The 21,624-nt window shown below is 63.9% G+C and carries 20 protein-coding genes; 7 read left to right on the forward strand and 13 right to left on the reverse strand.

All coding sequences use genetic code 11. The features are described from left to right. Positions 1 to 139 precede the first annotated feature (139 nt). The 9 genes from EIC84_RS11910 to EIC84_RS11950 are packed head-to-tail and all read right to left on the reverse strand — an operon-like array spanning position 140 to position 7,955. Complete coding sequence (locus tag EIC84_RS11910) at positions 140 to 1,345, reverse strand: DegT/DnrJ/EryC1/StrS family aminotransferase (protein ID WP_003069548.1); 1,206 nt, start codon at positions 1,343 to 1,345, stop codon at positions 140 to 142. A 1-nt stretch (position 1,346) separates the two neighbouring features. Further along, positions 1,347 to 1,733, reverse strand: a complete 387-nt coding sequence (locus EIC84_RS11915; RefSeq protein ID WP_003069549.1) for a multidrug efflux SMR transporter — start codon at positions 1,731 to 1,733, stop codon at positions 1,347 to 1,349. 12 nt (positions 1,734 to 1,745) lie between these two features. Beyond that, a complete protein-coding gene (locus EIC84_RS11920; protein WP_003069552.1) occupies positions 1,746 to 2,114 on the reverse strand; it encodes an EamA family transporter in 369 nt (122 codons plus the stop codon). Then, positions 2,107 to 3,015, reverse strand: a complete 909-nt coding sequence (locus EIC84_RS11925) for a carboxylesterase (protein ID WP_003069554.1) — start codon at positions 3,013 to 3,015, stop codon at positions 2,107 to 2,109. Before EIC84_RS11925 ends, EIC84_RS11920 begins: the two co-directional genes overlap by 8 nt. Beyond that, positions 3,012 to 3,725, reverse strand: a complete 714-nt coding sequence (locus EIC84_RS11930; protein WP_003069555.1) for an MtnX-like HAD-IB family phosphatase — start codon at positions 3,723 to 3,725, stop codon at positions 3,012 to 3,014. Before EIC84_RS11930 ends, EIC84_RS11925 begins: the two co-directional genes overlap by 4 nt. Beyond that, a complete protein-coding gene (locus EIC84_RS11935) occupies positions 3,718 to 4,653 on the reverse strand; it encodes an HlyD family secretion protein (protein ID WP_003069556.1) in 936 nt (311 codons plus the stop codon). The genes EIC84_RS11930 and EIC84_RS11935 overlap by 8 nt, the downstream gene beginning before the upstream one ends. A gap of 2 nt (positions 4,654 to 4,655) precedes the next feature. Further along, on the reverse strand, positions 4,656 to 5,411 hold the full coding sequence (locus EIC84_RS11940) for an ABC transporter ATP-binding protein (RefSeq protein WP_003069557.1): 756 nt from the start codon (positions 5,409 to 5,411) through the stop codon (positions 4,656 to 4,658). A gap of 10 nt (positions 5,412 to 5,421) precedes the next feature. After that, entirely contained in the window at positions 5,422 to 6,570 is a 1,149-nt protein-coding gene (locus EIC84_RS11945) for an ABC transporter permease (RefSeq protein WP_003069558.1), read from the reverse strand. Continuing rightward, complete coding sequence (locus EIC84_RS11950) at positions 6,567 to 7,955, reverse strand: efflux transporter outer membrane subunit (protein WP_034363130.1); 1,389 nt, start codon at positions 7,953 to 7,955, stop codon at positions 6,567 to 6,569. The genes EIC84_RS11945 and EIC84_RS11950 overlap by 4 nt, the downstream gene beginning before the upstream one ends. A gap of 235 nt (positions 7,956 to 8,190) precedes the next feature. Here EIC84_RS11950 and EIC84_RS11955 point away from each other — a divergent pair, with 235 nt between their 5' ends. Both EIC84_RS11955 and EIC84_RS11960 read left to right on the forward strand, forming a co-directional pair. Next, positions 8,191 to 8,940, forward strand: coding sequence for a response regulator (locus tag EIC84_RS11955; protein WP_003069560.1), 750 nt, complete (start codon positions 8,191 to 8,193; stop codon positions 8,938 to 8,940). After that, positions 8,925 to 10,097 carry a cell wall metabolism sensor histidine kinase WalK gene (locus EIC84_RS11960; RefSeq protein WP_003069563.1) on the forward strand — a complete coding sequence of 391 codons (1,173 nt, stop codon included), beginning with the start codon at positions 8,925 to 8,927 and terminating at the stop codon, positions 10,095 to 10,097. The genes EIC84_RS11955 and EIC84_RS11960 overlap by 16 nt, the downstream gene beginning before the upstream one ends. On the opposite strand, the gene EIC84_RS11965 is transcribed toward EIC84_RS11960, so the two are convergent. Next, the gene (locus EIC84_RS11965) at positions 10,072 to 11,628 is read right to left on the reverse strand and encodes a DUF3482 domain-containing protein (protein WP_034363132.1); all 1,557 of its coding nucleotides are present in this window, start codon (positions 11,626 to 11,628) and stop codon (positions 10,072 to 10,074) included. The two genes, EIC84_RS11960 and EIC84_RS11965, sit on opposite strands and share 26 nt — an antisense overlap. A gap of 2 nt (positions 11,629 to 11,630) precedes the next feature. Further along, positions 11,631 to 13,079, reverse strand: coding sequence for a DUF2868 domain-containing protein (locus EIC84_RS11970; RefSeq protein ID WP_003069567.1), 1,449 nt, complete (start codon positions 13,077 to 13,079; stop codon positions 11,631 to 11,633). A 187-nt stretch (positions 13,080 to 13,266) separates the two neighbouring features. On the opposite strand from EIC84_RS11970, the gene trpB reads away from it, so the two are divergent. Next, positions 13,267 to 14,469 carry a tryptophan synthase subunit beta gene (gene trpB / locus EIC84_RS11975; RefSeq protein WP_003069570.1) on the forward strand — a complete coding sequence of 401 codons (1,203 nt, stop codon included), beginning with the start codon at positions 13,267 to 13,269 and terminating at the stop codon, positions 14,467 to 14,469. Positions 14,470 to 14,589: 120 nt separating this feature from the next. Then, a complete protein-coding gene (locus EIC84_RS11980) occupies positions 14,590 to 15,966 on the forward strand; it encodes a glycerophosphodiester phosphodiesterase family protein (protein WP_192810463.1) in 1,377 nt (458 codons plus the stop codon). 66 nt (positions 15,967 to 16,032) lie between these two features. Here EIC84_RS11980 and EIC84_RS11985 read toward each other — a convergent pair whose 3' ends face one another. Both EIC84_RS11985 and EIC84_RS11990 read right to left on the reverse strand, forming a co-directional pair. Continuing rightward, a complete protein-coding gene (locus tag EIC84_RS11985) occupies positions 16,033 to 16,353 on the reverse strand; it encodes a hypothetical protein (RefSeq protein WP_003069574.1) in 321 nt (106 codons plus the stop codon). A gap of 26 nt (positions 16,354 to 16,379) precedes the next feature. Beyond that, the gene (locus EIC84_RS11990) at positions 16,380 to 17,612 is read right to left on the reverse strand and encodes an ammonium transporter (protein ID WP_003069576.1); all 1,233 of its coding nucleotides are present in this window, start codon (positions 17,610 to 17,612) and stop codon (positions 16,380 to 16,382) included. A 209-nt stretch (positions 17,613 to 17,821) separates the two neighbouring features. Between EIC84_RS11990 and cls the strand changes: the two genes are divergently transcribed. From cls to EIC84_RS12005, 3 genes are all read left to right on the forward strand, one after another. Next, positions 17,822 to 19,264, forward strand: coding sequence for a cardiolipin synthase (gene cls / locus EIC84_RS11995; protein WP_003069579.1), 1,443 nt, complete (start codon positions 17,822 to 17,824; stop codon positions 19,262 to 19,264). A 245-nt stretch (positions 19,265 to 19,509) separates the two neighbouring features. Further along, positions 19,510 to 20,850, forward strand: coding sequence for a C4-dicarboxylate transporter DctA (locus EIC84_RS12000; RefSeq protein WP_003069580.1), 1,341 nt, complete (start codon positions 19,510 to 19,512; stop codon positions 20,848 to 20,850). 8 nt (positions 20,851 to 20,858) lie between these two features. After that, positions 20,859 to 21,551 carry a GntR family transcriptional regulator gene (locus tag EIC84_RS12005; protein ID WP_003069582.1) on the forward strand — a complete coding sequence of 231 codons (693 nt, stop codon included), beginning with the start codon at positions 20,859 to 20,861 and terminating at the stop codon, positions 21,549 to 21,551. Positions 21,552 to 21,624: the final 73 nt, after the last annotated feature.

Genomic DNA, 21,624 nt, shown 5'->3' on the forward strand with positions numbered 1-21,624 from the left:
CACTCCTTGTGCCTTGATCTGCGGGGCAACAGGCCATGCAGTCCGTTCAAGTTCAGTGTAGAAACGAGCCGGCGAAAACAGAACGAATGGATTTCTATATCGTTATTGCAGACAGATTGCAGGCGTAGGCGTAGGCGTATCAGCGTGCTGCCAGCGTGTCCAGCAAATCCGCAAAGCGCTCGTCATCCAGCCATGGGCTATTGCTGATGGCCAGCAAGCGCTGCGCCCAGTCGCGCGCCTGGCTGACCGCATCGTCGCGTGCAGCACCCAGTACATGGTCGTAGCGGCCATAGTCGGGCAGCACATGGACAAAGGGCAGAGACAGACCACAGCCACCGCCCCAATGCGCGCGCAGCACGGCATCCCTGGCCTGCTGGCTCGGCATGCGCAGCAGGATCACCGGCCACACGCCCTGTGCCCGGGGCACGGCATCCTGCACCACTTCCAGCCCGCAAGCCTGCAACTGAGCGATGCGCAGGCGGGCCTGTCCGGATGCTTGCTGCTGAAACCCCTCCAGCCGCCGCAATGCCCTGGCCCCCACGCTCTGGCGCCAGCGCCCCAGACTGTGCTGGGGAATGAGATCGTCGAAGTCATCGCCTGCGGCCTCTACCCAGTCACCACGCGACAATGATTTCTCCAGCGGCTTGCCATAGGCCATGCGCAGACCCGAGGGCCGGTAGAGCATGGCGTAGCCCAGCAGCTCGATGCTGCGGCGCAGCTCCCACCACAGGCTGAACCGGGTGGCGGCGCCGGCTGCGCTCAGCGCAGCACGCATGGAAGGCTCGCGCGCCATCAGCACGCCACCTTCAAAGGTGCTCAACCCCTTGCCGACGGCCAGGCTGAAAAAGCCGATATCGCCTTTGAGGCCCACCGAAGCTCCGCCGCTGCGCGCTCCCAGCGCCTGGGCGGCATCCTCGATCACATAGGCGCCCACGGCGCGCGCGCATTGCAGGGCGGCGTCCACATCGGCCACACGCCCGCACAGATGCGTGGGCAGCACGGCCAGCGTCCGGTCGCTGCACAGGCGCTGCAGGCAGACAGGGTCCATGTCCAGCGCATCGGCGCGCAAATCGCACAGGCGCAGTTGCAGCCCGCACTGCGCAATCGCCAGCGCCACCAGCGGACAGGTATAGGCCGGTGCAACGACCTCGCTGCGCCCAGGACTGAGGGCCTGCAGGCTGCGCAGCGCCACCATCAGGGCCGAGGTCCCCGAGCATTCGAGTTGCACCGCCTCCACGCCCAGCCAGCCAGCCAGCTGTCCTGCCAGGCTGCCCGCACCCGAAGGCCAGAGGTCGCCGAGCTGTAGTGGCAGGCCGGCCGTTGGCGGCACCGTGGGCTGGCGCATGTCAGGCGGCCTGCTCGGCCTCTGGCTTCTCGCTCACCGCCAGGCACATGATGCCGGCCACGATGAACAGACAGCCAATGATCTGCGGCCAGCCAATGGGCTCGTTGAACAGCCAGTACGAGATCGCCAGCACCGAGATGATCTCCAGATGCGAGGCCGCGAATGCCGGGCCGATGGGAGCGTGCTTGAGCAGGCTCATCCAGGTGAAAAAGGCACCGATGTAGCCAACGAATGCACCGTAGATCCAGGGCTGGCTGAACACGCGCAGCAGCCAGCCGGTGGAGAACTCCAGCGGCAGTGCGGAATCACCGGCCTGCTTGAAGCTGAGCTGCGCCAGCGTGTCAAAGGCCATGAGTACCAGAAAGCCGACAATGTAAAAACGCTTCATAGCCGACGGCCCTCAGTGCAATCCAACGATGGCCACGCCTACGGACACCAGCACGATGCCGGCTACGCGCATGGGCGCCAGCTTTTCGCGAAACAGCACCCGGCCCAGAATCATGATGGCGACGATGTTGATCGAGCCCAGCAGCACCCCGTCCGACAGCGGCACCAGCGACAGAAATGCCAGCCAGACCAGAAACTCCGCCACATAGCAGGCAATGCCCACCCACAGCCAGGGCCTGGCCAGCATGAAGCGCCAACGCTCCGTGCCATTGCGATGCCCCGGCTCGCTGGCCGCGGCCTTGAAAGCCAGCTGTCCCCCGCTGTCCACCAGCACATTGAGTATCCACAGCGTCACCACCAGGGGCGAGAGATCACTACCCATTCGCACCCCTGGCAGGCGCTGCCGAGCTGGCGATGCGCGCGATGAACTCGTTGAGCTTGGCAATCACGGTGCGGCGCTCGCGGTCGATGGTGATCATGTGATAGCAATTGTCCAGCAGCACCAGGTCGACATGGGCGTTGACCGCGCCGCGCTGGATATCGTGGGCATTGCTGACCGACGAAATATCGTCTTCCCGGGCGTGAATGACCAGACAGGGCGAGCGCAGCTGCGCCAGTCCGGCCTGCACATTCGCGGACAGGGCGCGCAGCTCGATGACGCTCCACCAGGGATTGCCGGGCAGGCCTGCGGCAGAGCTGTCGCCGCTGTTCATCTGCTCGACCACGCGCGCGCGCAAGGCCTCGTCCTTGATGCCGTAGGGTGGCGCCTCCATGAAGACGCTGTTGCGGCCAATGCCCAGCAGGCGGAATAGCGGCAGCAGGAACGCCAGCTTGGTATAGGCAGGGATGCTCCAGCCGTCATAGCGGAAGGTGGTGGACAGCGCGCAGACGCCCGCAACCTTGTCGGGATGGCGCTCGGCCACGGCCAGCGACAGCAGCGCCCCCATGGAAAGACCGCCGACCACCACATGGTCCACATGCAGCGAAAAGCGCTGCAGGCCCGACTCCACACTTGCCAGCCAGTCCGTCCAGCGGGCAGCCACCAAGTCTTCCATGCTGCCGCAATGTCCTGCCAGCTGCACCCCGTAGACCGTGAAGCCCTGCTTGTTCAGACCTTTAGCGAGCAGGCGCATCTCGGCGGGCGTGCCGGTCAGGCCATGGATCAACAGCACGCCCGTGCGGGCATTGCGGCCTTCGCCGGGCATGACGAACTCATGCGGCGTCACGCACAGCTGCTGCAAATCCGGCTGCTGCAGCAGCCCCAATCCATCGGCCGCATTCATGCAATCTGCTCCATGCCGAGCAGGACCTGCTCCAGCAGCTGGGTGGCCTGCGCAAAATGCTCGAAGCGCGCGTGGGCAATCCCCTGGCTCTCGCAATAGTCGATGAGCTTGTACTTGGCCAGCACGAAATCCGCCTTGCCGGAAACGCAGAAGTCCGACGTGCTGTCGCCGATATAGAGCACCCGCCCATGAACGGCCTGCTGCTCGGCCAAGCGTTCGCACTTGCAGTTGCCGCTGGCCCGTGTGCAGCGATTGCTGGCCCAGGGCGAATCCAGTCGCCAGCTACGCTCGCCCGTCTGCACCAGATGGTTGGCGATCACTTCCAGATCCCCGAGGCCATGGCGTGCGAGCACATGGCGAATCGCATAGTCAATGCCGTCGCTGACGACCTGCACCTTGATGCCATGCAGCCTGGCCTCGGCCACGAAGCCGGCAAAGTGCTCGTCGATCTCGATGCTGTCCAGATGGTTCTGCAGCTCGACCTCGCTCATGTCCAGCAGGGCCACCTGCCCCTTCATGCATTCGCGCGAGCCGATATCGCCGCGCTCCCAGGCGTCTTCCAGTTCCTGCCAGCCCGGCTTGCCAAAGCGATTGAGCAGAGTATCGGTCACGTCCAGCAGGCTGATGGTGCCGTCGAAATCGCTTTGCACCATCCAGCCGGCCGCAGCTGTACCTGCAGGCGACGGGAAAATCTGAATGCGCTTATTCATGGAAACTGACCCTCACGTTCTGACCGACCTTGACATTGGCGGGCGGCTGGTCAAATGCCAGCACGCATTCCACAACCCTTACCGGGCCGCGCTGCGCGTCGTCCTGCAGCTTGGCCGCTCCATAGACGGGACTGATGCGCAACACGGTCGCAGCAGGAAACTCCTGGCGGGCAGCGCTGCCGTCTGCGTCCACCGTCACCAGGGCCTTCATGCCCTCGCGAATCGCCGTCACAAAGCTTTCGTTGACTTCGGCACGCACGATAAAGGGGCGCTTGGGCAGCAGCACCGCCACCGGACTGCCGCTTTGCAGCATGCTGCCGCCCTGTGCCTGCAGACGCACCACGACTGCGGCCTCGGGCGCACGCAGCTCGTGGCGCTGCAGCAGGGCCCGCAACTGCTCGGCCTTGCGCTTGGCGACCGTGACTTCTGCAGCCGCAATATCCACTTCGGACTGCGCATCACGCAGGGCCTGCACGGCTTCGTCCACGCTCTGCAGGTCCGCTGCCCCCTGTTTGGCAGCGGACTGCCAGCGCGTCAGCGTGGCCTTGAGCGCGGGCAGGCGATTCTGGCGCGTCTTGAGTTTGGTCTGCGCCAGCTGCAGCTCGGACTCCGCCACCGCCAGATCGGCGCGCGCCGCATCGTCGGCGAGACGCAGCACTGGCTGGCCTTTCTGCACGCTCTGCCCTTCCTTGACCAGCAATTGCTGCACCACGCCCGATGCGGCAGACGAGAGATCGAGCAGACCGCCTTCTACATCGATCTTGCCCCGCGCAACGGCTACCTGGCTTTGAGGCTTGATCTGGGCTGCGGCCGGCGTGATCACGGAGGCTGCGTCCTGAGACGGAGAGCACCCGCCCAGCATCAGCACGGCAGCCGCCAGCAGCGGCGCGCCCGACACAATGCTGAGACGAAATGGGCTTGGGTTCATGTTTATTCCTTGATGGGGCTGTTCTGGCGCCAGTCGCTGCGAATGGCGCCGTCTTCCATGCCCAGCACACGATCGGCGTGGCGTACCAGGCGCGGATCATGGCTGACGCAGAGCACCGTGGTGCCGTGCGTGCGCGCTGCACGGTGCAGCAAATCAATGACACGCTGGCCGCTCTCGGCGTCCAGCGCACTGGTGGGCTCGTCGGCGAACAGCAGGCGAGGCTGCTTGGCCATGGCACGTGCGATGGCCACACGCTGCTTCTCGCCACCCGACAGCTGGGCCGGGCGCATATGACTGCGGTGCGAGAGCCCCACTTCATCGAGAGCCTCCTTGGCACGGCGCAATGTCTCGGCGTTCTTGAGGCCCATATAACCAAGCGGCAGCTGCACCTGCTCCAGTGCCGTCAAGGCCGGAAACAGATTGAAGCCCTGGAAGACAAAACCCGTATGACGCAGACGAAATTTCTCCAGTGCCGCCGTACCGAGCTTGGCCAGGTCCTCGCCCAGTGCCAGCGCATGGCCGGCATCGGGCTTTTGCAGTCCCGACATCAGCGACAGCAGCGTGCTTTTGCCGCAGCCCGAAGGGCCGGAGATCAGGCTCAACTCCCCCGCATACAGGCTGACGGACAGTCCTTGCAGCACATGCACCTGGACGATGCCCGACACAAAGGATTTGTCGAGACGCACGGCCTCGAGGCTGGGCGCTGCATCCTTGACTGCAGCAGAATTTTTGATGCGTTCCATGGTCTCGGCTTGCATGTTTCAGGCCTTAACGCAACAGGGTTGCCGGGTCGGCACGCAGCAAGCTGCGCATGGCGCCCAGACCCGACAGCAGCGACAGCACGGCCACCAGAAAGCCGCACGCAAGTACCGCGGACAGGTTGAGGGCAACAGGGACGCGGTAGCTGGATGCAATGCTGAGCAGCACCGCGCTGGCCAGTGCCGCCAGCACAAAGCCCAGGCCGCCAATCCAGCAGGCCTGCTCGACCACCACGCGGCCCAGGGCTGCTCGGCTCACGCCCAGAGCATTGAGCACCGCATACTCGCGGGCGGACCCTGCCACCACCGCCTTGAGCGACTGGCTGGTCACGATGGCGCCCACCAGGCAGACGATGACGGCCATGAAGAGCACGCCGGCACCGGCGCCGGTATCGAGCATCCAGTAACGCTGAGAGCGGCGCGCAAAGGCATCCGCCGTCCAGACCTCGTACGGGCCGAAGCTGCTGCTGGACTGACTCAATCTCGCCTGTGCCTCGCCTGCCTTGGCTCCTTGCTTGAGGCGCGCCACGAAATAGGTGCTGCCATGCTCGGCACTGGTTTCTGCAATTTCGCGGGCCGTGCTGAGCGAGGCGATCACGTTGACACCGCCCAGGCCGCGCAAGCCGTCTACGGCAGCCACGATCTTGACCGCATGGTTGTTGATCCAGGCCGTGCTGCCTTCCTGCGCGCCCAGAGTCCCCAGGTCCGCCCTGTCCACAATCACGGCACCGGGCTCGCGCAGCAGCTGTCGCTGCCAGGAGGTGAGCACCTTGGTGAACATCATGGAGTTGTCCGCAGTGCTGACGCCCGAAAGATAGACCGAGACTCCGCCTCCGGTCGCGCCCTGGGCACCGGCGCGCGCGCGCCAGTCGCCATCGACCCAGACATAGGATTCCACGGCCGCCACATCGGGGTCCATGCGCAGACGCATCTCCACATCGCTACCGATATTGCGCCCGAAGTTCACGCTTTGCGTGCCCGGATAGCCCACCCAGAGATCGGCCGAAGAAGCCGTCACGTAGATCGCGGCAGAGCCGAAGATGCCCAGCACCAAGGCGGCCTGCATGGCCAGCAGAACGCCCGAAAAGCCCACGGCGAACACCGAAGGGACAAAGCGTCTCCACTCATGGATCAGCGTCTTGCGCGCCAGGGCAATCATGGCTGAGCCTCTGTGGTCCGGGTAACAAGCGCGGCATCGACAGGGGCAGCACCCACTGCCTTGTAGAGAGCCACATAGGCCAGCGCCTCGGCAGCCCTGGCGGTTGCCAGCTCGCTCTGGTTTTCCAGGCTGGCGCGGGCGCTATCGATGCCCGCAAGCTCGCTGGACAGGCCCAGTTGCTGGCGCACTGCCTGAGCCTTCTCGCGCCCGGCATGAATCTGCTGCTGGGACTGCAGCTGCTGCTGCCTTTGCTGCTGGGCGGCAACCGCTGCCAGGGCAGTTTCGGCCTCGGCAATGCCATTGAGCACGGCCTGGCGGTATGCCTTGATGCTGGCCTGCAGCGCCAGCTCCTTGCCGTCTGCCACGGCACGGCGGCGACCCCAATCAAAGAGCGGAATGTCGATCTGCGGACCGACCATGGGAATGGAGTCCGAGGTCGTGCGGTGATTGCGCGTCAGGTTGTATGCATACAACAAGGACCCCGTCAGGGTCAACCGCGGATAGAGCGCCGCGCGCGACACGCCGACCTCGGCCGCAGCCTGCTCCACCGCAGCCTCGGCACTTTGAATATCGGGGCGGTTGCGCAGCAGGTCTGCCGGCAGTACGGCAAGCGCCTGCATTGCGGGCAACGCGGCATCCGTCCTGGGCTGCAGCCACTGCGGCTCGGCACGCTCACGTCCCAGCAGGGCAGCCAGCGCATGGGCAGCACGCGCCTGGGCCTCGTTCAGGGTGGACAGCTGAGACTCTGCGGTGCGCAGCTGCAGCTGTTGCTGCTCCAGAGACTGGGCATCTGTCAGTCTCTGCTCATGCCGAATCTGCAAGAGCTGCAGCTGTCGCTGCGCCTGCTGCAATTGCCTCTCGACCAGGCTGCGCTGCACCTGGGCCAGCCGGATATCGAGATAACGGTGCACCACATCGGCCACCAGCGCCACCCGCGCTGCATGCAGCTGGGCTTGCGCATCCAGCACGCCGGCCGCGCCTGCACGGCGCGCCGCTTCGGAGTCACCAAACAGACCAAGATCCCAGCTCACATCAATGCTGGCATGGAAGTAAGTATCAACTGCTGCAATATCCTGCAGAGTCCGCGCTCCGGTGCTGACTATGGGGCGAAAAGCCGCATCTGCCGTACCCGCCAGCAAGCGCTGCTGACGCAGACGCAGCACGGCCTGAGCCACATCAAGATTCTGGGCCAGTGCCTCGTCCACCAGCGCATTGAGAGCAGGGTCATTCCAGGCACGCCACCATTGAGCCAGCTCCGCGGGGTCCGACTTTTGAGCCGACTCCTGCTGCTGCCATTGGGGTGGCGTGGTCCGGTCCAGCTTGACTGCCTCGGGCGCAGCACAGCCTGCCAGCAACGACAAGACACACAGACACAGACTGCCCATGCGAAGACGCGAGACGTGAGAGGGAAATATCACAGCGCAGTTGGCTCAAGCTTTAGGTTGTACCCCGGGGAAGCTGCAGAAAGCAGAGACAGCTTTCCATCCTCGCCATTGAACGGCAGCAAGCTTTCGCCAGATTGCAGGGTTTATGTAGGAATTATGGAGAGCCTCCGCCATTCGGCTATTGCAGCGGCAACGCACATAATGTGCAGATAACAAGTTTCAGGGAGTCCAGCAGATGCATGACTTTGCTGCACACAAAACCATGACTACTTTTACGCAACCCGCTTCCACGCCCATGGTGCTTGTAGTCGAAGACGAACCCGGAATTGCCGGCGTTCTCAGCGCCTATCTGGAACGCGACGGCCTGCGCATTCGCATGGCGCAAGACGGCGAGGAAGCCCTGCAGAGCTTTCGCCAGCTGCGCCCGGACCTGGTGCTGCTAGACATTCATCTGCCCAAGGTCGATGGCGTGGATGTGCTGCGCATGATTCGCAATGACAGCGATGTCCCCGTCATCATGGTGACGGCCCTGGCAGACGATGTGGACAAGCTGCTGGCACTGCGCCTGGGGGCGGACGACTATGTGGTCAAGCCTTTCAACCCTCCCGAGGTGGTGGCCCGGGTGCGTGCCGTGCTGCGCCGTACCCAGGCCAAGCCTGCGCCGGTGGCCGCTCCCATTCGCGTCGGCCCCATAGAGATCGACGTGGAAGCCCATAGTGCAGCCGTCTACGACGATGCGGGCCAGGCCGTACCTCTGGCGCTGACGCTCACGGAGTTCCGTCTGCTGGCCTGCCTGGCGGCCCAGCCACGCCGCTGCTTTTCACGTGCCTACCTGATTGAGAACTGCCTGCCGGAAAGCGATGCGCTGGAGCGGGTGATCGACTCCCACCTATCCAAACTGCGCCGCAAGCTGCAACTGGCCGGCCAGGACGGGCTGATCGAGACCGTGCGCGGTATTGGCTATCGTCTATGGCCCTGGGACTGAACCGCATCTGGGTCCGCTTTGGTCTGTGGATCACGGCAGCCGTGCTGCTGGCCATTGCCTCCCTGGCCATTGGCGTGCTGGCGTTTTCCGAGCTGCAGTACCGCGAGTTCTACCGCCACCTGCCAAGTCCCGTCAGAACCGAGCTGGAGGCGCTGAAGTCCCAGGATCTGGAGGACAGCCCCAGAGCCCTGCAGATCTACTCCGAGTACTGGGAAGGCGACCGCCTGTTTGGCGAGAAATGGTCGCTGGTCATCGGCCTGGCTGTCAGCCTGCCTTTCGGCATGGCCGTGGGCTTCTGGATTTCGCGACGCATCACCAGTCCGCTGGCCTCCATGGTGGAAGTGGCTGCGCGCGTGGAGCGTGGCGATCTGGCCCCCAGAGCCGTCAAGGGCAATGCCCATGGCGAGATGGCCGAGATGATCGATGCCTTCAACGGCATGGTTGATTCGCTGGAGACGCTGGAGGCGGAACGCCTGGCGACGGCAGCCTCCATCTCCCACGAGCTGCGCACCCCATTGACGGTTCTGCAGGCAAGACTGCATGCGATCTGCGACGGCGTCATCGACTCCAGCCAGGCCGAGATGAAGACGCTGCTGGCCCAGGTCGAGCATCTGGGACGGCTGGTCGGCGATCTGCACACCCTGTCCATGGCCGACGCCGGACAACTGTCTCTGCGCAAGGAACGCATAGACCTCGCCGCACTGGTCGGTGATGTCGTCGAGGACTTGCACCCGCAGCTGCAGAAGCTGGACATGGCCCTGTCACTGGATCTGCCCATGCAGGACGGCGATGGCAGCACCGACATCAAGGCCGACACCGATCGCTTGCGCCAGATCACCACCAACCTCATCAGCAACGTGCTGCGCCATGCCAGCAGCGGCCACTGGCTGAGCATCCGGGTGCATGCGAGCTCCGACCACCAGAACCAGTCATGGGTGATCCTGGAAGTAGGCGATGCGGGGCCCGGCCTTGCTGACGAAGTTCAGGCCCATCCGTTCCAGCGCTTTGTCCAGGCCCCAGGAAAGCGCCGTCGGGAAGGCTCGGGCCTGGGCCTGTCCATCGTCAAGGCTCTGGTGACCTCGCAGGGCGGCACCGTCAGCACCGGCGTCTCCGAGCGTGGCGGCGCGCTTTTTACCGTGCGCTTTCCCCGTCTCTGACTCCAGAGTCCGCGTTCAGCCCCGGATAGAGATCGGCCATGATCTGCTGCAGGCTTTGCGAGAGCAGCTCCATCATGGCGACTCTCTGCACATCGGTAGCCGCTCCTGCGGCATGTGCTTCGCGCAGCTGCGCCCAGAGTGCGGCCCATTGCGCGGCATGCGTCTGCACCGTGCCTTGGGCCAGCTCACTCCATTGACTGGGCGCCGCAGGGCTGGTGTAGCGACCGCGACCGCGGCCGAAATGCGAGATCAGCAGGTACTTGAGCAATACCTGACCCGCTGCTGCGTTCAGATAGTCGGTCGAGAGTTGAAAGCTCTGCTGCTCCTGGTCGAACATCTTGTTCGCTCCCCAAGCCGCGCCCCCAAAGGTGATGGCCCCCAGCAGCGCCCCCACCAGGGCACCGGCACCCAGCGTCAAACCTCCTGCCATCAGATCGGCCCCCAGTCCTGTGGCTGCGCCGGCAGTCAACGCCCCCCACAAGCTGGCTGCCTGCGCATCGACCGGCGTGGTGATCTGAAGCTGGCTGCGCAATTGCTCCTGTATCTGACTGGCCGCCTGACCGTCGAGTCCATGAATCTCGAGCAAGCGCTGGGTGGCCTGCACATCGGCCTGACGCAAACCCTGCATCAGCCGCTGAACGGCTGCCTTGGCCTGGGCTCCGAGCCGCTCTTCACCCTCTGCCGATTTACCCAATTTGGCGGTGAGCTGGCTCAGGCTTTGCCAGGCTCGCGCCAGCAGTTTGCCTTGCTCGGGATCAAGCTTTTCATGCAGACCTGCCGCAGCTATCAGCTGATCTGCCATGACCCCCAGGCTCGCCTGCTCGCGCTGCTGCTGCAGCAAAGCTCGCTGTGCCAGCAGGCGCTGATAGGCAGACTGTTTGGACTGAGGCAACAAAGGCGCAATGCTTTGCATCATCTTGCGCTCATGCCACCAGCTGCGCGTGAAGGCATCCAGCACCAGCACATCGCGCACCACGCTTTGAAAGCTCTGCGTCGCCTGCTGCCAGCGCCGCAAATCTTCCTGTGTCTGCTCTGCCGTGGTGTCGCTGCCAATCTGGTTGAGAAGCACGATGACCGGCTTGTTCATCCAGGCCAGAATGTTCATCTCGGCGCTCCAGTAGCCTGCATCGGCCGGGTCTTCAGCCGCGTTGACGAGGTAGAGCATCACATCCGCATGATCGCGCGCAGCGAGCAAGGCACGCTGACTCAGATAGAAAGGCCTGTCGCGCCAGCGATCCCAGACATTGCTGAGAAACCAGCCCAGCGGATTGCCCTGCTGCCGCAGGCGTTCATAAAGCCGCACCGAGTCGCCGAAGCCCGGTGTATCCCAAAGCCACAGCTCATCGCCCTGCTGCGTTTTCTGAAGCAGATAGCGCTGTGACTGAGTGGTCACATGTGCGGCATCGTCAATCTCGCCGACATCGTCGGCCATCAGCGTACGGGTCAGCGTGGTCTTGCCGATATTGGTGTGCGACAAAAGACACCACTGAATGCTGCTGTCAATCGGAACCAGCTCGTTGCTCTCACTCATCATCACACTCCTGCGCCTGGCACCAGGGTCGCGTTCAGGCCCGCGCCGCGCACAAATTCCCGCCACAGCTGCTCGCGCTCCTGCACTCGCGCCGGGGCACCGCTGTTGCGCGCACGAAAGTCCGCCGCCCATAGCCACACATCGGTATGCGCGCCCCAGCGGTTCAATACCTGCGCCAGCAGCACGCCATGAATTTCCGCCTCGGGCGTGGCAGCCAGATTGAGCAACAGCACCTGCTGTGCGTCAACAGCCGAAGCGTCCGGCAAGGGCGATCCATAGGCCAGCACCGGCAGCAACGCAAGCTGCGCACCAGCGCCGTAGCTCTGCGCCACATGGCTGCGCAGGGCGGCTTCGCGCTCGGGCGTGATGTCCAGGCTGTAGGGCTGCACCAGCAGCGCCGTTGCACGCCCCGCCCAGTCACGCTGCAGCTTCTGGAAATAGGGCTGCTGCAGCGGCAATGTCAGATGCTGGCTCAACCACCAGACCCTGGCACCCTGCCACAGCGCCAGCAGCAGACGCGGCGCCACCACCATCAATCCCAGCAACCAGCTGTAGAGCTGCACCCAGCGCGGCCCCGCATCTGCGGCATCGCCGGCCGACCAGCCCTGCAGTGCCTGGATCTGCGCCAGACTCCACGGAGCTTGGCCCAGCAGATGCTGCACCGGCGCAAACAGCATGTTCAGACAGGTCTGCACGGCAGAAGGCGAGAGGAAAGTGCTCTCCCACCCCACTTGATAAGCCTTGGTGAGGCCGGTGAGCCATAGTGATGCCAGCGCACCCAGTGCCAGCATTGCCGCACCCAGATGCAGACACACAAGCCATTGCGCATGGCGCGGTCTCTGGTTGACCTGCCACCAGTTGCGCTCGAAGTTCAGCGCCATCTTGCGCAGCCCGGTGCCGCGCGAAACACTCCACCTTTTCGTCTGCAGCTTTTGCAGCCAGCCACCGGGTGCAGCCACGGGCCGCTGCGGCGCAGCGCCCTGACCCGGCTCAGGCTCCAGCGGTGCAATCACTGTTTGCCTGCGCCGAACAAGACTGCGCAGCCAGGACAGCAGCAACAGCACATAGACCAGCAGATTCCACAGCACGATACCGATCAAGGAGGCGGAGAGCAGATCCACACGATGCGGGTCCGTGATCGCATGACCCGCAAAGCCCAGCGCAAATGCCGCTGTCATCACGGCCAGCACCAACCAGCGTGAAATACCGGCGCGCTGCCGGGCCACGGCGCGTATGTCGGCAGGCAGCTGCGCTGCAGCAATCACGCGTTGTGCCCGCTCCTGCAGAAAACTCTCGAACGCTGCACGGCCGCCGCCCTTGGCCTTGCCCTGGGCGTGCAGGCACTCCTGCGTGATGGCAGTGCAGCGATCGGTCGTGGGCAGCGCCTCGTGCGGAGCTGCGGTTTCCAGGGCATGGGCAAAGACAATATCGCGGGCTGAGCTGGCTTTCATGTCGCTATTGTGTTTCAGAGCAGGAGCAGGTTGCCTGCCAATATCAAAACAATAGCTGTCAGCGCTTTCATCTTGAGGGCTGCGTTCATTTCTGTGCTGATTCCATCCGGACTTGCCTGCAAGCGACTTGAGCCCGCCGTGTGCTATGAATGCAGCTTTGCTGCACCACACACCAAGGAGACAAGCCATGACCCAGAACCCCCAGGCCATGCCCGATGCGCAAGGCTTCTTCGGCCCCTACGGCGGCCAGCTCGTGCCGCCAGAGCTCAAGCGATGCATGGACGAGATTGCCGCGGCCTACGAGGAGATCGTCAAACGCCAGGACTTCCAGGCCGAGCTGGCCGCGCTGTTTGCCGACTATGTGGGCCGGCCCAGCCCCATCTTTCACGCCAGGCGCCTGTCCGATCAACTGGGCGGCGCGCAGATCCATCTCAAGCGTGAGGATCTGAATCACACGGGGGCTCACAAGATCAACCACTGCCTGGGCGAGGCACTGCTGGCCAAATTCATGGGCAAGAAAAAAGTCATTGCCGAGACCGGTGCCGGCCAGCATGGCGTGGCCCTGGCCACGGCCTGTGCGCTGGTGGGCATTCCCTGCGAGATTCACATGGGCCAGGTGGATATCGAGAAGGAGCACCCCAACGTCACCAAGATGCGCATCCTGGGCTGCAATCTGGTGCCAGTCACGCGTGGCGCGGCCACGCTGAAGGAGGCAGTGGACAGCGCCTTCGAGGTCTATCTGCAGGACCCCGTCAACACCATTTACGCGATTGGCTCGGTGGTCGGCCCCCACCCCTTTCCCATGATGGTGCGGGACTTCCAGTCCATCGTCGGTCGTGAGGCACGCGAACAGTTCCAGACCCGGCACGGCAAGCTGCCCGACCATGTGGCCGCCTGCGTGGGCGGGGGCAGCAATGCCATGGGCATCTTCACGGCCTTTCTGGGTGACGAGTCCGTGCATCTGGTGGGCGTGGAACCTGCCGGCGAGGGCGTGGACAAGCCCGGCCGCCATGCCGCCACGCTGTCGGTTGGCAAGCCCGGCGAGATTCACGGCATGAAGTGCTATGTGCTGGAGAACGCCGACGGCACGCCGGCCGCCGTGCACAGCATTGCCTCGGGCCTGGACTACCCCGGCGTGGGCCCGCAGCACAGCTATCTCAAGGATATAGGCCGCGTGGACTACCAGTCCGTGGACGACAAGGAATGCCTGAATGCCTTCATGACGCTGTCGCGTGTGGAGGGCATCATCCCGGCGCTGGAAAGTGCGCACGCCGTGGCCTGGGCCATGCGCGAAGCGCCGGGGCTCGGCAAGGACCAGCATATTCTGGTCAACCTCTCGGGTCGCGGCGACAAGGATGCCGATTACGTAGCTAGGAAGCTGGGACTGTAACTGCCGCACCCCGCACAAGGCTGCCGCCCCGGCAGCCTTGTGCTTCGGAGCGTGACATGCTCCGAGGGCACGGTCACACAACCGTCATCAACAAGCGCAAGCATGAGGCGATCTCCATCCATGCCTGAACCCATGTCCCATACCCGCCACCCCGTCTTTGCTCTGACCTTGCTTGCCGCCTTTGCCCTGAGCGCCTGTGGCGGCGGAGACGGCCCGACACCAGCGCCTGCGCCGCAGTTTCTGACGCTGGACGGCAAGCAGCCCCAGGTCATCGCCCACCGCGGCTACTCGGGTCTGTACCCCGAGCAGACCCAGATGGCCTATGAAAAAGCCATTGATGCTGGCGCCGACATGATCGAGCTCGACATGCACATGACGCGCGACTGCCAGCTGGTGGCACGCCACAACGCCTGGCTGAGCGACAGCACCAACATCGCCGACGTTGCCAAGAGCAATTCCTATGTGGCCGCGCGCAAGCGCACCACGCCCGGGGTATGGGTCGATGTGAAATACCCCGCGACACCCGACAACGGGCCGGCCCGCTATCTAAGCGACCGTATCGATCCCAACAACCAGAAATCCGTGCTTCAGGCCCTGGTCGTCGATGGCGAGGGCCACACCGGCGACTGGTCCATCTCCGACTTCAGCCTGCATGAGCTGCGCACGCTGCTGGGCGGCACCATACTGGACAACCGTGCCGACCGCCCCACGGAATGGAATGGCAAGCTGCCGCTGATCAGCGCACAGGATGTGATCGATATCGCGCTCGCCAAGGGCAAGGCGGCAGGCCGCACGATTGCCGTCTACGCCGAGACCAAGAACCCTTACTGGAACAACCAGCAGGCCATCGCCAACAGCTGCGGCACGGGCGAGCATCCGTTCGAGGATGCCGTGATGGAGCTGCTCGAGAAGAACCAGCTCAACCGCAAGGATGCACCCATCTACATCCAGAGCTTCGATCCTGACAGCCTGAAGTATCTGCGCAAGGCGGGCATGAAGGCCAAGGGCGTGCAGCTGATCGACGGCAATGACTACAACTTCAGGGATGGCTCGGTCGGCTACATCACCAGCGACGAATGGACCTTCATCAGCGGCCGCCCCTACAGCTGGACGCTGGCAGGCGATGCGCGCACCTTCGCGGTCATGCAGACACCGGCAGGCCTGGCCGAGATCAAGACCTATGCCGACGGCATCGGCCCCTGGAAACCCCAGGTGCTGGCCCATTCCGTCGTTCCCTACAAAGACGGTGCAGGCCTCAAGGATGTGAATACCTTGAAGGACACGGGCCTGATCGCCAACGCGCACAAGGCCGGCCTGGTGGTGCACAGCTTTACCTTCCGCAGCGAGGCCAGCCGCCTGGCTGGCATCTTCAAGGGTGACCCTGCACAGGAATACCTCGCTTACTACCGCCTGGGCATTGACGGCGTATTCACCGATTTCACTGCTGCTGGCGTCAAGGCTCGCGAAGCCTATATCGCCGAGCTGAAAAAGCAATAGACCGGGCTCGTTGCCGGCATCGGCCTGAGCGCCGGTGCCGTCCCGGCCTCAGGTCCTGCTTGTGCCTCAGCGCAGCCCGCCGATATAGCGTGCCGAGGTGCGCAGTATCTCGGCGGCCTTGGTGGTGACCGAGCTGTCGCTCTGCGCAGTCTCGGCAGGCGCTGCATGCCGGGGCTTGTCGCCGCTCCAGCTGCCCTGCAGACGCCGGGCCAGGCGCGCCAGCTCCTCGTCCTGTTGCTCTCGCGCATGCTCCAGCGCAAAAGCCACCATGGCCTGTGCATAGGCCTGGTTGCAGGCCATCCATTCGGTATCGGTCACCCGGCCCGTCTTGCGCCGCAGCACCACATGCAGATGTGCGGCCACCGCCACTCGATCGCTGTCCTCCATACACCGCTCCTGTCTTTGATGGATCACTAGTGCTGACGCTCCAGATGCAGACTGATATCCAGGCCCTCCATTTCCTGCACGGCATCCACACGCAAAGGGATCAGCAGACGGATCAGCACCAGCACCCCGGCCGTGGCTGCACCGCTGTAGGCAGCCACCGCTGCCACCGCAATCAGCTGATTCAGCACCGTGGCGCCTGTGCCCGCGATCAGCGGGTCGGCAAACACCGCCGTGAGGATGGAGCCTGCAATGCCGCCCACGCCATGCACGCCGAACACATCGAGCGAGTCGTCGGCCCCGAGACGGCGCTTGAGCCAGGTTGCGCCCCAGAAACAGACTGCGCCCGCAATCAAGCCTATCCACACCGCACTGCCCACCTGCACAAAGCCAGCAGCCGGTGTGATGGCCACCAGTCCGCCCACCATGCCCGAGAGCAGGCCCAACAAGGTCGGAGCACCGCGAACCAGCCATTCCACCACCATCCATGCCAGACCGGCAGCCGCTGCCGCCACGAGAGTGACCACAAAGGCCAGCGCTGCACGCCCATCGGCAGACAGGGCCGATCCCGCGTTGAAGCCAAACCAGCCGAACAGCAGCAGCGCCGTGCCCATGGCCGTCCAGCCCAGGCTGTGCGGCTCGAATGGCTCGGTTCCGTAGCCGCGCCTGCGCCCCATCATGAAGGCACAGACCAGTGCCGCCACGCCCGCATTCACATGCACCACGGCGCCGCCGGCAAAGTCCAGTGCGCCGAGCTGGTTCAGCCAGCCCCCGCTCTCCCACACCCAGTGGGCCACCGGCGCATAGACCACCACGCTCCACAGCGCGGCAAACACCAGCAGGGCCGCAAAGCGCATGCGCTCTACCACGGCCCCCACGATCAGCGAGGTGGTGATGATGGCGAATGCGGCCTGGAACAGGGCATAGGCCGCCTCGGGCAGATGCGGTGCCAGATGGCTGACCGAGATCACGCTGCGCCGGCCATCGAAGTGCAGCGAGGCAAACCAGGCTCGTCCCAGATTGCCAAGCCAGGCAGACTCGGCGGTGAACGCAAGCGAGTAGCCCAGGCCGAACCAGGTCAGGGTAACCACGCAGGCCACCGCAAACACGGCCACCATGGTGTTGACCACATTCTTGCGCCGCACCAGCCCCGCATAGAACAGGGCAATGCCCGGCAAGGTCATCAGCAAGACCAGCGCCGACGCGACCATGACCCAACCGGTATCTGCCTTGTCGATGGCAGTCAATGGCACCATTTCCATGCACTCCCCCCTGCTTGTTTGCTTTGACGAAAAAAGGAAGCAGGTTCCATGCCAGTGCCATGCCGATCTGTCGATGCTTCATGATGGATAGCAGCATGCGTTGATCCATCAAGGTCTTTGCGCCTGTTTCATGAGAGCCACGACGGGCAGCTTGTGCTCAGGCCTGAGCCCGTTATGCTCGACAAGGTCCATCGTTGCTGCACTGATTCATGACCTGGCTGCTGCTGACTCTTCATGTATTGCTGATTGCCGCCTTCGGCCTGCGCATTCTGCTGCGCAGAGACATGCGGCCCGATGTGCGGCTGGCCTGGCTCATGGTCATCGTGCTGCTGCCCTATGTGAGCTGCCTGCTGTACTACCTGTTTGGGGAAGTGGCCCTGGGCCGTGTACCTGGCCGCAGAAGGCTCAATGTGCGCGAGTTCTGTCAGACCCGGGGCAGCGCCCTTGCGTCCGCACCCGGCCCCATGTCGCAGGCACGACCCGCCATTCCCGATCAATGGCTGCCGGCCTTCCGCTATGCCTCGTCCATCAACGGCTTTGTACCGCTGCCCGGCCACAGGGCCGAGCTCATGCGCGATGGCGCGCATGCCCGTGCGCAGATGCTGGCCGACATGGATGCCGCGCGCCACGAGATCAATGTGCTGTACTACATCTGGCTGGACGACAGCACCGGCACCGATGTGGCCCATGCCCTGATGCGTGCCGCGCAGCGCGGCGTGACCTGCCGGGCCATGGTCGACGGTCTGGGCTCGCGCGCACTGACGCGCTCGCCACTGTGGCAGCAGATGCGGCAGGCCGGCGTGCACCTAGCGATTGCCCTGCCCATCAGCAATCTGCTCAAAGTCATGCTGACCAGCCGCATCGACCTGCGCAACCACCGCAAGATCACGCTCATAGACGGCAGGATCAACTATTGCGGCAGCCAGAACTGCGCCGACGAAGGCTTTCGCATCAAGGCTCGCTATGCCCCCTGGGTGGACATCATGCTGCGCCTGCAGGGTCCGGTGGTCATGCAGATGCAGCAGGCTTTTGCCAGCGACTGGGCGCAGTCTGATGCGTGCCTTGCACCACCGACCCCCGAGGCCGGCGCTGCCGCTGACGACGGCTTCCATGCCGTTGCGATTGCCGAAGGGCCGACGGAAAGAGCACGCTCTACACCCCAGCTGGTTGCCAGCCTGCTGGCCTGTGCGCAGCGCGAGGTCGTGATCTCCACCCCCTACTTCGTACCCGACAGCACGGTGCTAGATGCCTTGTGCGCCGCCGCGCTGCGCCAGGTGCAGGTCACACTGATCCTGCCCGCCCGCAATGACTCATGGATAGTCGGTGCCGTCAGCCGCAGCCATTACTGGCGGCTGCTGAGCGCCGGGGTCCATATCCACGAATTCCGCCCCGGCCTGCTGCATGCCAAGACCCTGTGTCTGGACGGATCGGTCAGCCTGATCGGCTCCACGAATCTGGATCTGCGCAGCTTTGACCTGAACTTTGAAAACAATGTATTGCTGCACGACGAAGCCATCACCGAGGCCATCCGGCATCGGCAACAGAGCTATCTGCACGAATCCGATGTGGTGACGCTGGCACAGGTGCATTCGGCTCCCTGGTGGAAGCGCATCTGGGACAACCTGCTGGGCGCCCTGAGCCCGCTGCTGTAAGCGCCATGCCCTGGCTTTGGGCATGCCCAAAGCCCGCGCACCACGCGCGTGCACACTGGCGCCCCCTCTCGCACCAAGGCGGAACGCCCTTTTATTTCATACGTGAAAGTCAGGGCTGATCCTCCCCTAATTTACACAAATCTGCAGGAATACCCTCTGCTGGCACGCCTTTCGCTTGCCTACATTCTTGTATGCAAGTTGCAGACAACTTGCATACAAGATTCCACAACTTGCGAAAGACGACTATGCGCCGCTTTGTCAGATCACTGTTCGGACAGGTGGTGATCGCACTCATACTGGGTGTGCTCGCCGGACTACTGGCCCCTGAATGGGCCGTGAAACTCAAACCCCTGGGCGATGGCTTCATCAAGCTCATCAAGATGATCATCCCCATACTGGTGTTCTGCGTGGTCGTGCACGGCATTGCCGGTGCAGGCGACCTCAAGCGCGTAGGCCGCGTGGGCGTCAAGGCCCTGATCTATTTCGAGGTTCTGACCACCATCGCCCTGGGTATGGGCCTGGTGCTGGCCTTTGTCTTCGAGCCCGGCGTGGGCATGAACGTGGACACCAGCAAGCTCGATGCCTCGGCCATGGCGGCCTATGCCAGCAATGCCGACAAGCTGACCAGCGGCGGCACGGTGGATTTCCTGATGAAGCTCATTCCCACCACCGTGGTGGAAGCCTTCGCCAAGGGCGACGTGCTGCAGGTACTGCTGTTCGCCGTGCTGTTCGGCTGCGCGCTGACCATGCTGGGAGAACGCGGCAAGCCCGTCTCCGCGCTGGTGGACGCCTTGTCCATGGCTCTGTTCAAGGTCATGGGCATCATCATCAAGCTGGCACCGCTGGGCGTGCTGGGCGCCATCGCCTTCACCGTGGGCCAATACGGCATAGGCTCGCTCAAGCAGCTGGGCATGCTGGTGGCGCTGTTCTACGTCTCGGTGCTGATCTTCGTGTTCGTGGTGCTGGGTCTGGTGATGCGCCTGTCGGGCTTCAGCCTGATCAAGCTGCTGCGCTATCTGCGCGAGGAGCTGACCATCGTCTTCGCGACCACCTCCTCCGACAGCGTGCTGCCCCAGATCATGGCCAAGCTGCGCAACATGGGTGTGCGCGACTCCACCGTAGGCCTGGTGATTCCCACCGGCTACTCGTTCAACCTGGACGCGTTTTCCATCTATATCACACTGGCTGCGGTCTTCATCGCCCAGGCCACCAACACGCCGATCAGCATGTCCGACCTGCTGACCATTCTGGCCATCGCGCTGGTGACCTCCAAGGGCGCACACGGCGTACCGGGCTCGGCCATCGTGGTGCTGGCAGCCACCCTGCATGCCATTCCCGCCATCCCTGCGATCGGCCTGGTGCTGGTGCTGTCGGTGGACTGGTTCATGGGCATTGCGCGCGCCCTGGGCAATCTGATCGGCAACTGCGTGGCCACCGTGGCGATTGCTGCCTGGGAGGGAGACATCGACCGTGAACGTGCCCATGCGGTACTTGACGGCAAGGCCGAGCCACTGACCGAAGAAGAAGACCATGCATCTGCTATCGTGCCGCCTGTCGTAGTCCCCATCCCTCACTCCAGCCACTGAACCAAGCAATGACTCCTGCCTCTCCACAGCACATCGCGGAACGCGTCGTCGAAGCCATCCTGGCCCAGAAACTGGCACCCGGGGAGCGGCTGGGAGAGCAGGAGCTTGCCAACAATTTCGACGTCAGCCGCACCGTGGTGCGCGAAGCGCTGATGCAGCTACAGGCTCGCGGCTTTGTCCAGGTCCAGGCCCGCAGGGGCTGGTACGTGGTACAGCCATCGGCCGCCGAGGCCATGGATGCATTCTCTGCACGGCGGATCATCGAGACCGGCATATTGCAGGAAGCCGGCAAGCCGCTGCAGCGCGTCATCACCAGACTGCGCCGCCATATCGCCCAGGAGCAGAAAGCCATCGCCGGGGCGGACAGCGCCACGCGTGCCTTTCTGCTTGCGGATTTCCATGTCTGCCTGGCCGAACAGATGGGTCACAGGCTGCTGGCCGACACGCTGCGCGATCTGACGGCACGCACCACCCTGGCTGCCACGCTCTACCAATCCACGCACAGCGCCAGCCAGTCCTGCGCCGAGCACGAACGCATCGTGGCCGCCCTGGAACGCGGCGACACCGAGGGTGCCAAGGCGCTGCTGCTGGAACATATAGGCATGGTGGAACGCTCGCTGGAAATCCGTGCGACCGAGAACGAAGAGCCCGGCGACCGACTGCGTGCCACGCTCGCCCCCGTGCTCAAGCAACGCCTCTGAGCACCGCGCCCCAAGCGAAAAGCCAGGGTCGACCCTGGCTTTTCTCATTTGCGAAGTGCGATCTCGAAGCTGG

The sequence above is a fragment of the Comamonas sp. A23 genome (assembly GCF_004522605.1).
Lineage (GTDB): Bacteria > Pseudomonadota > Gammaproteobacteria > Burkholderiales > Burkholderiaceae_C > Comamonas > Comamonas thiooxydans.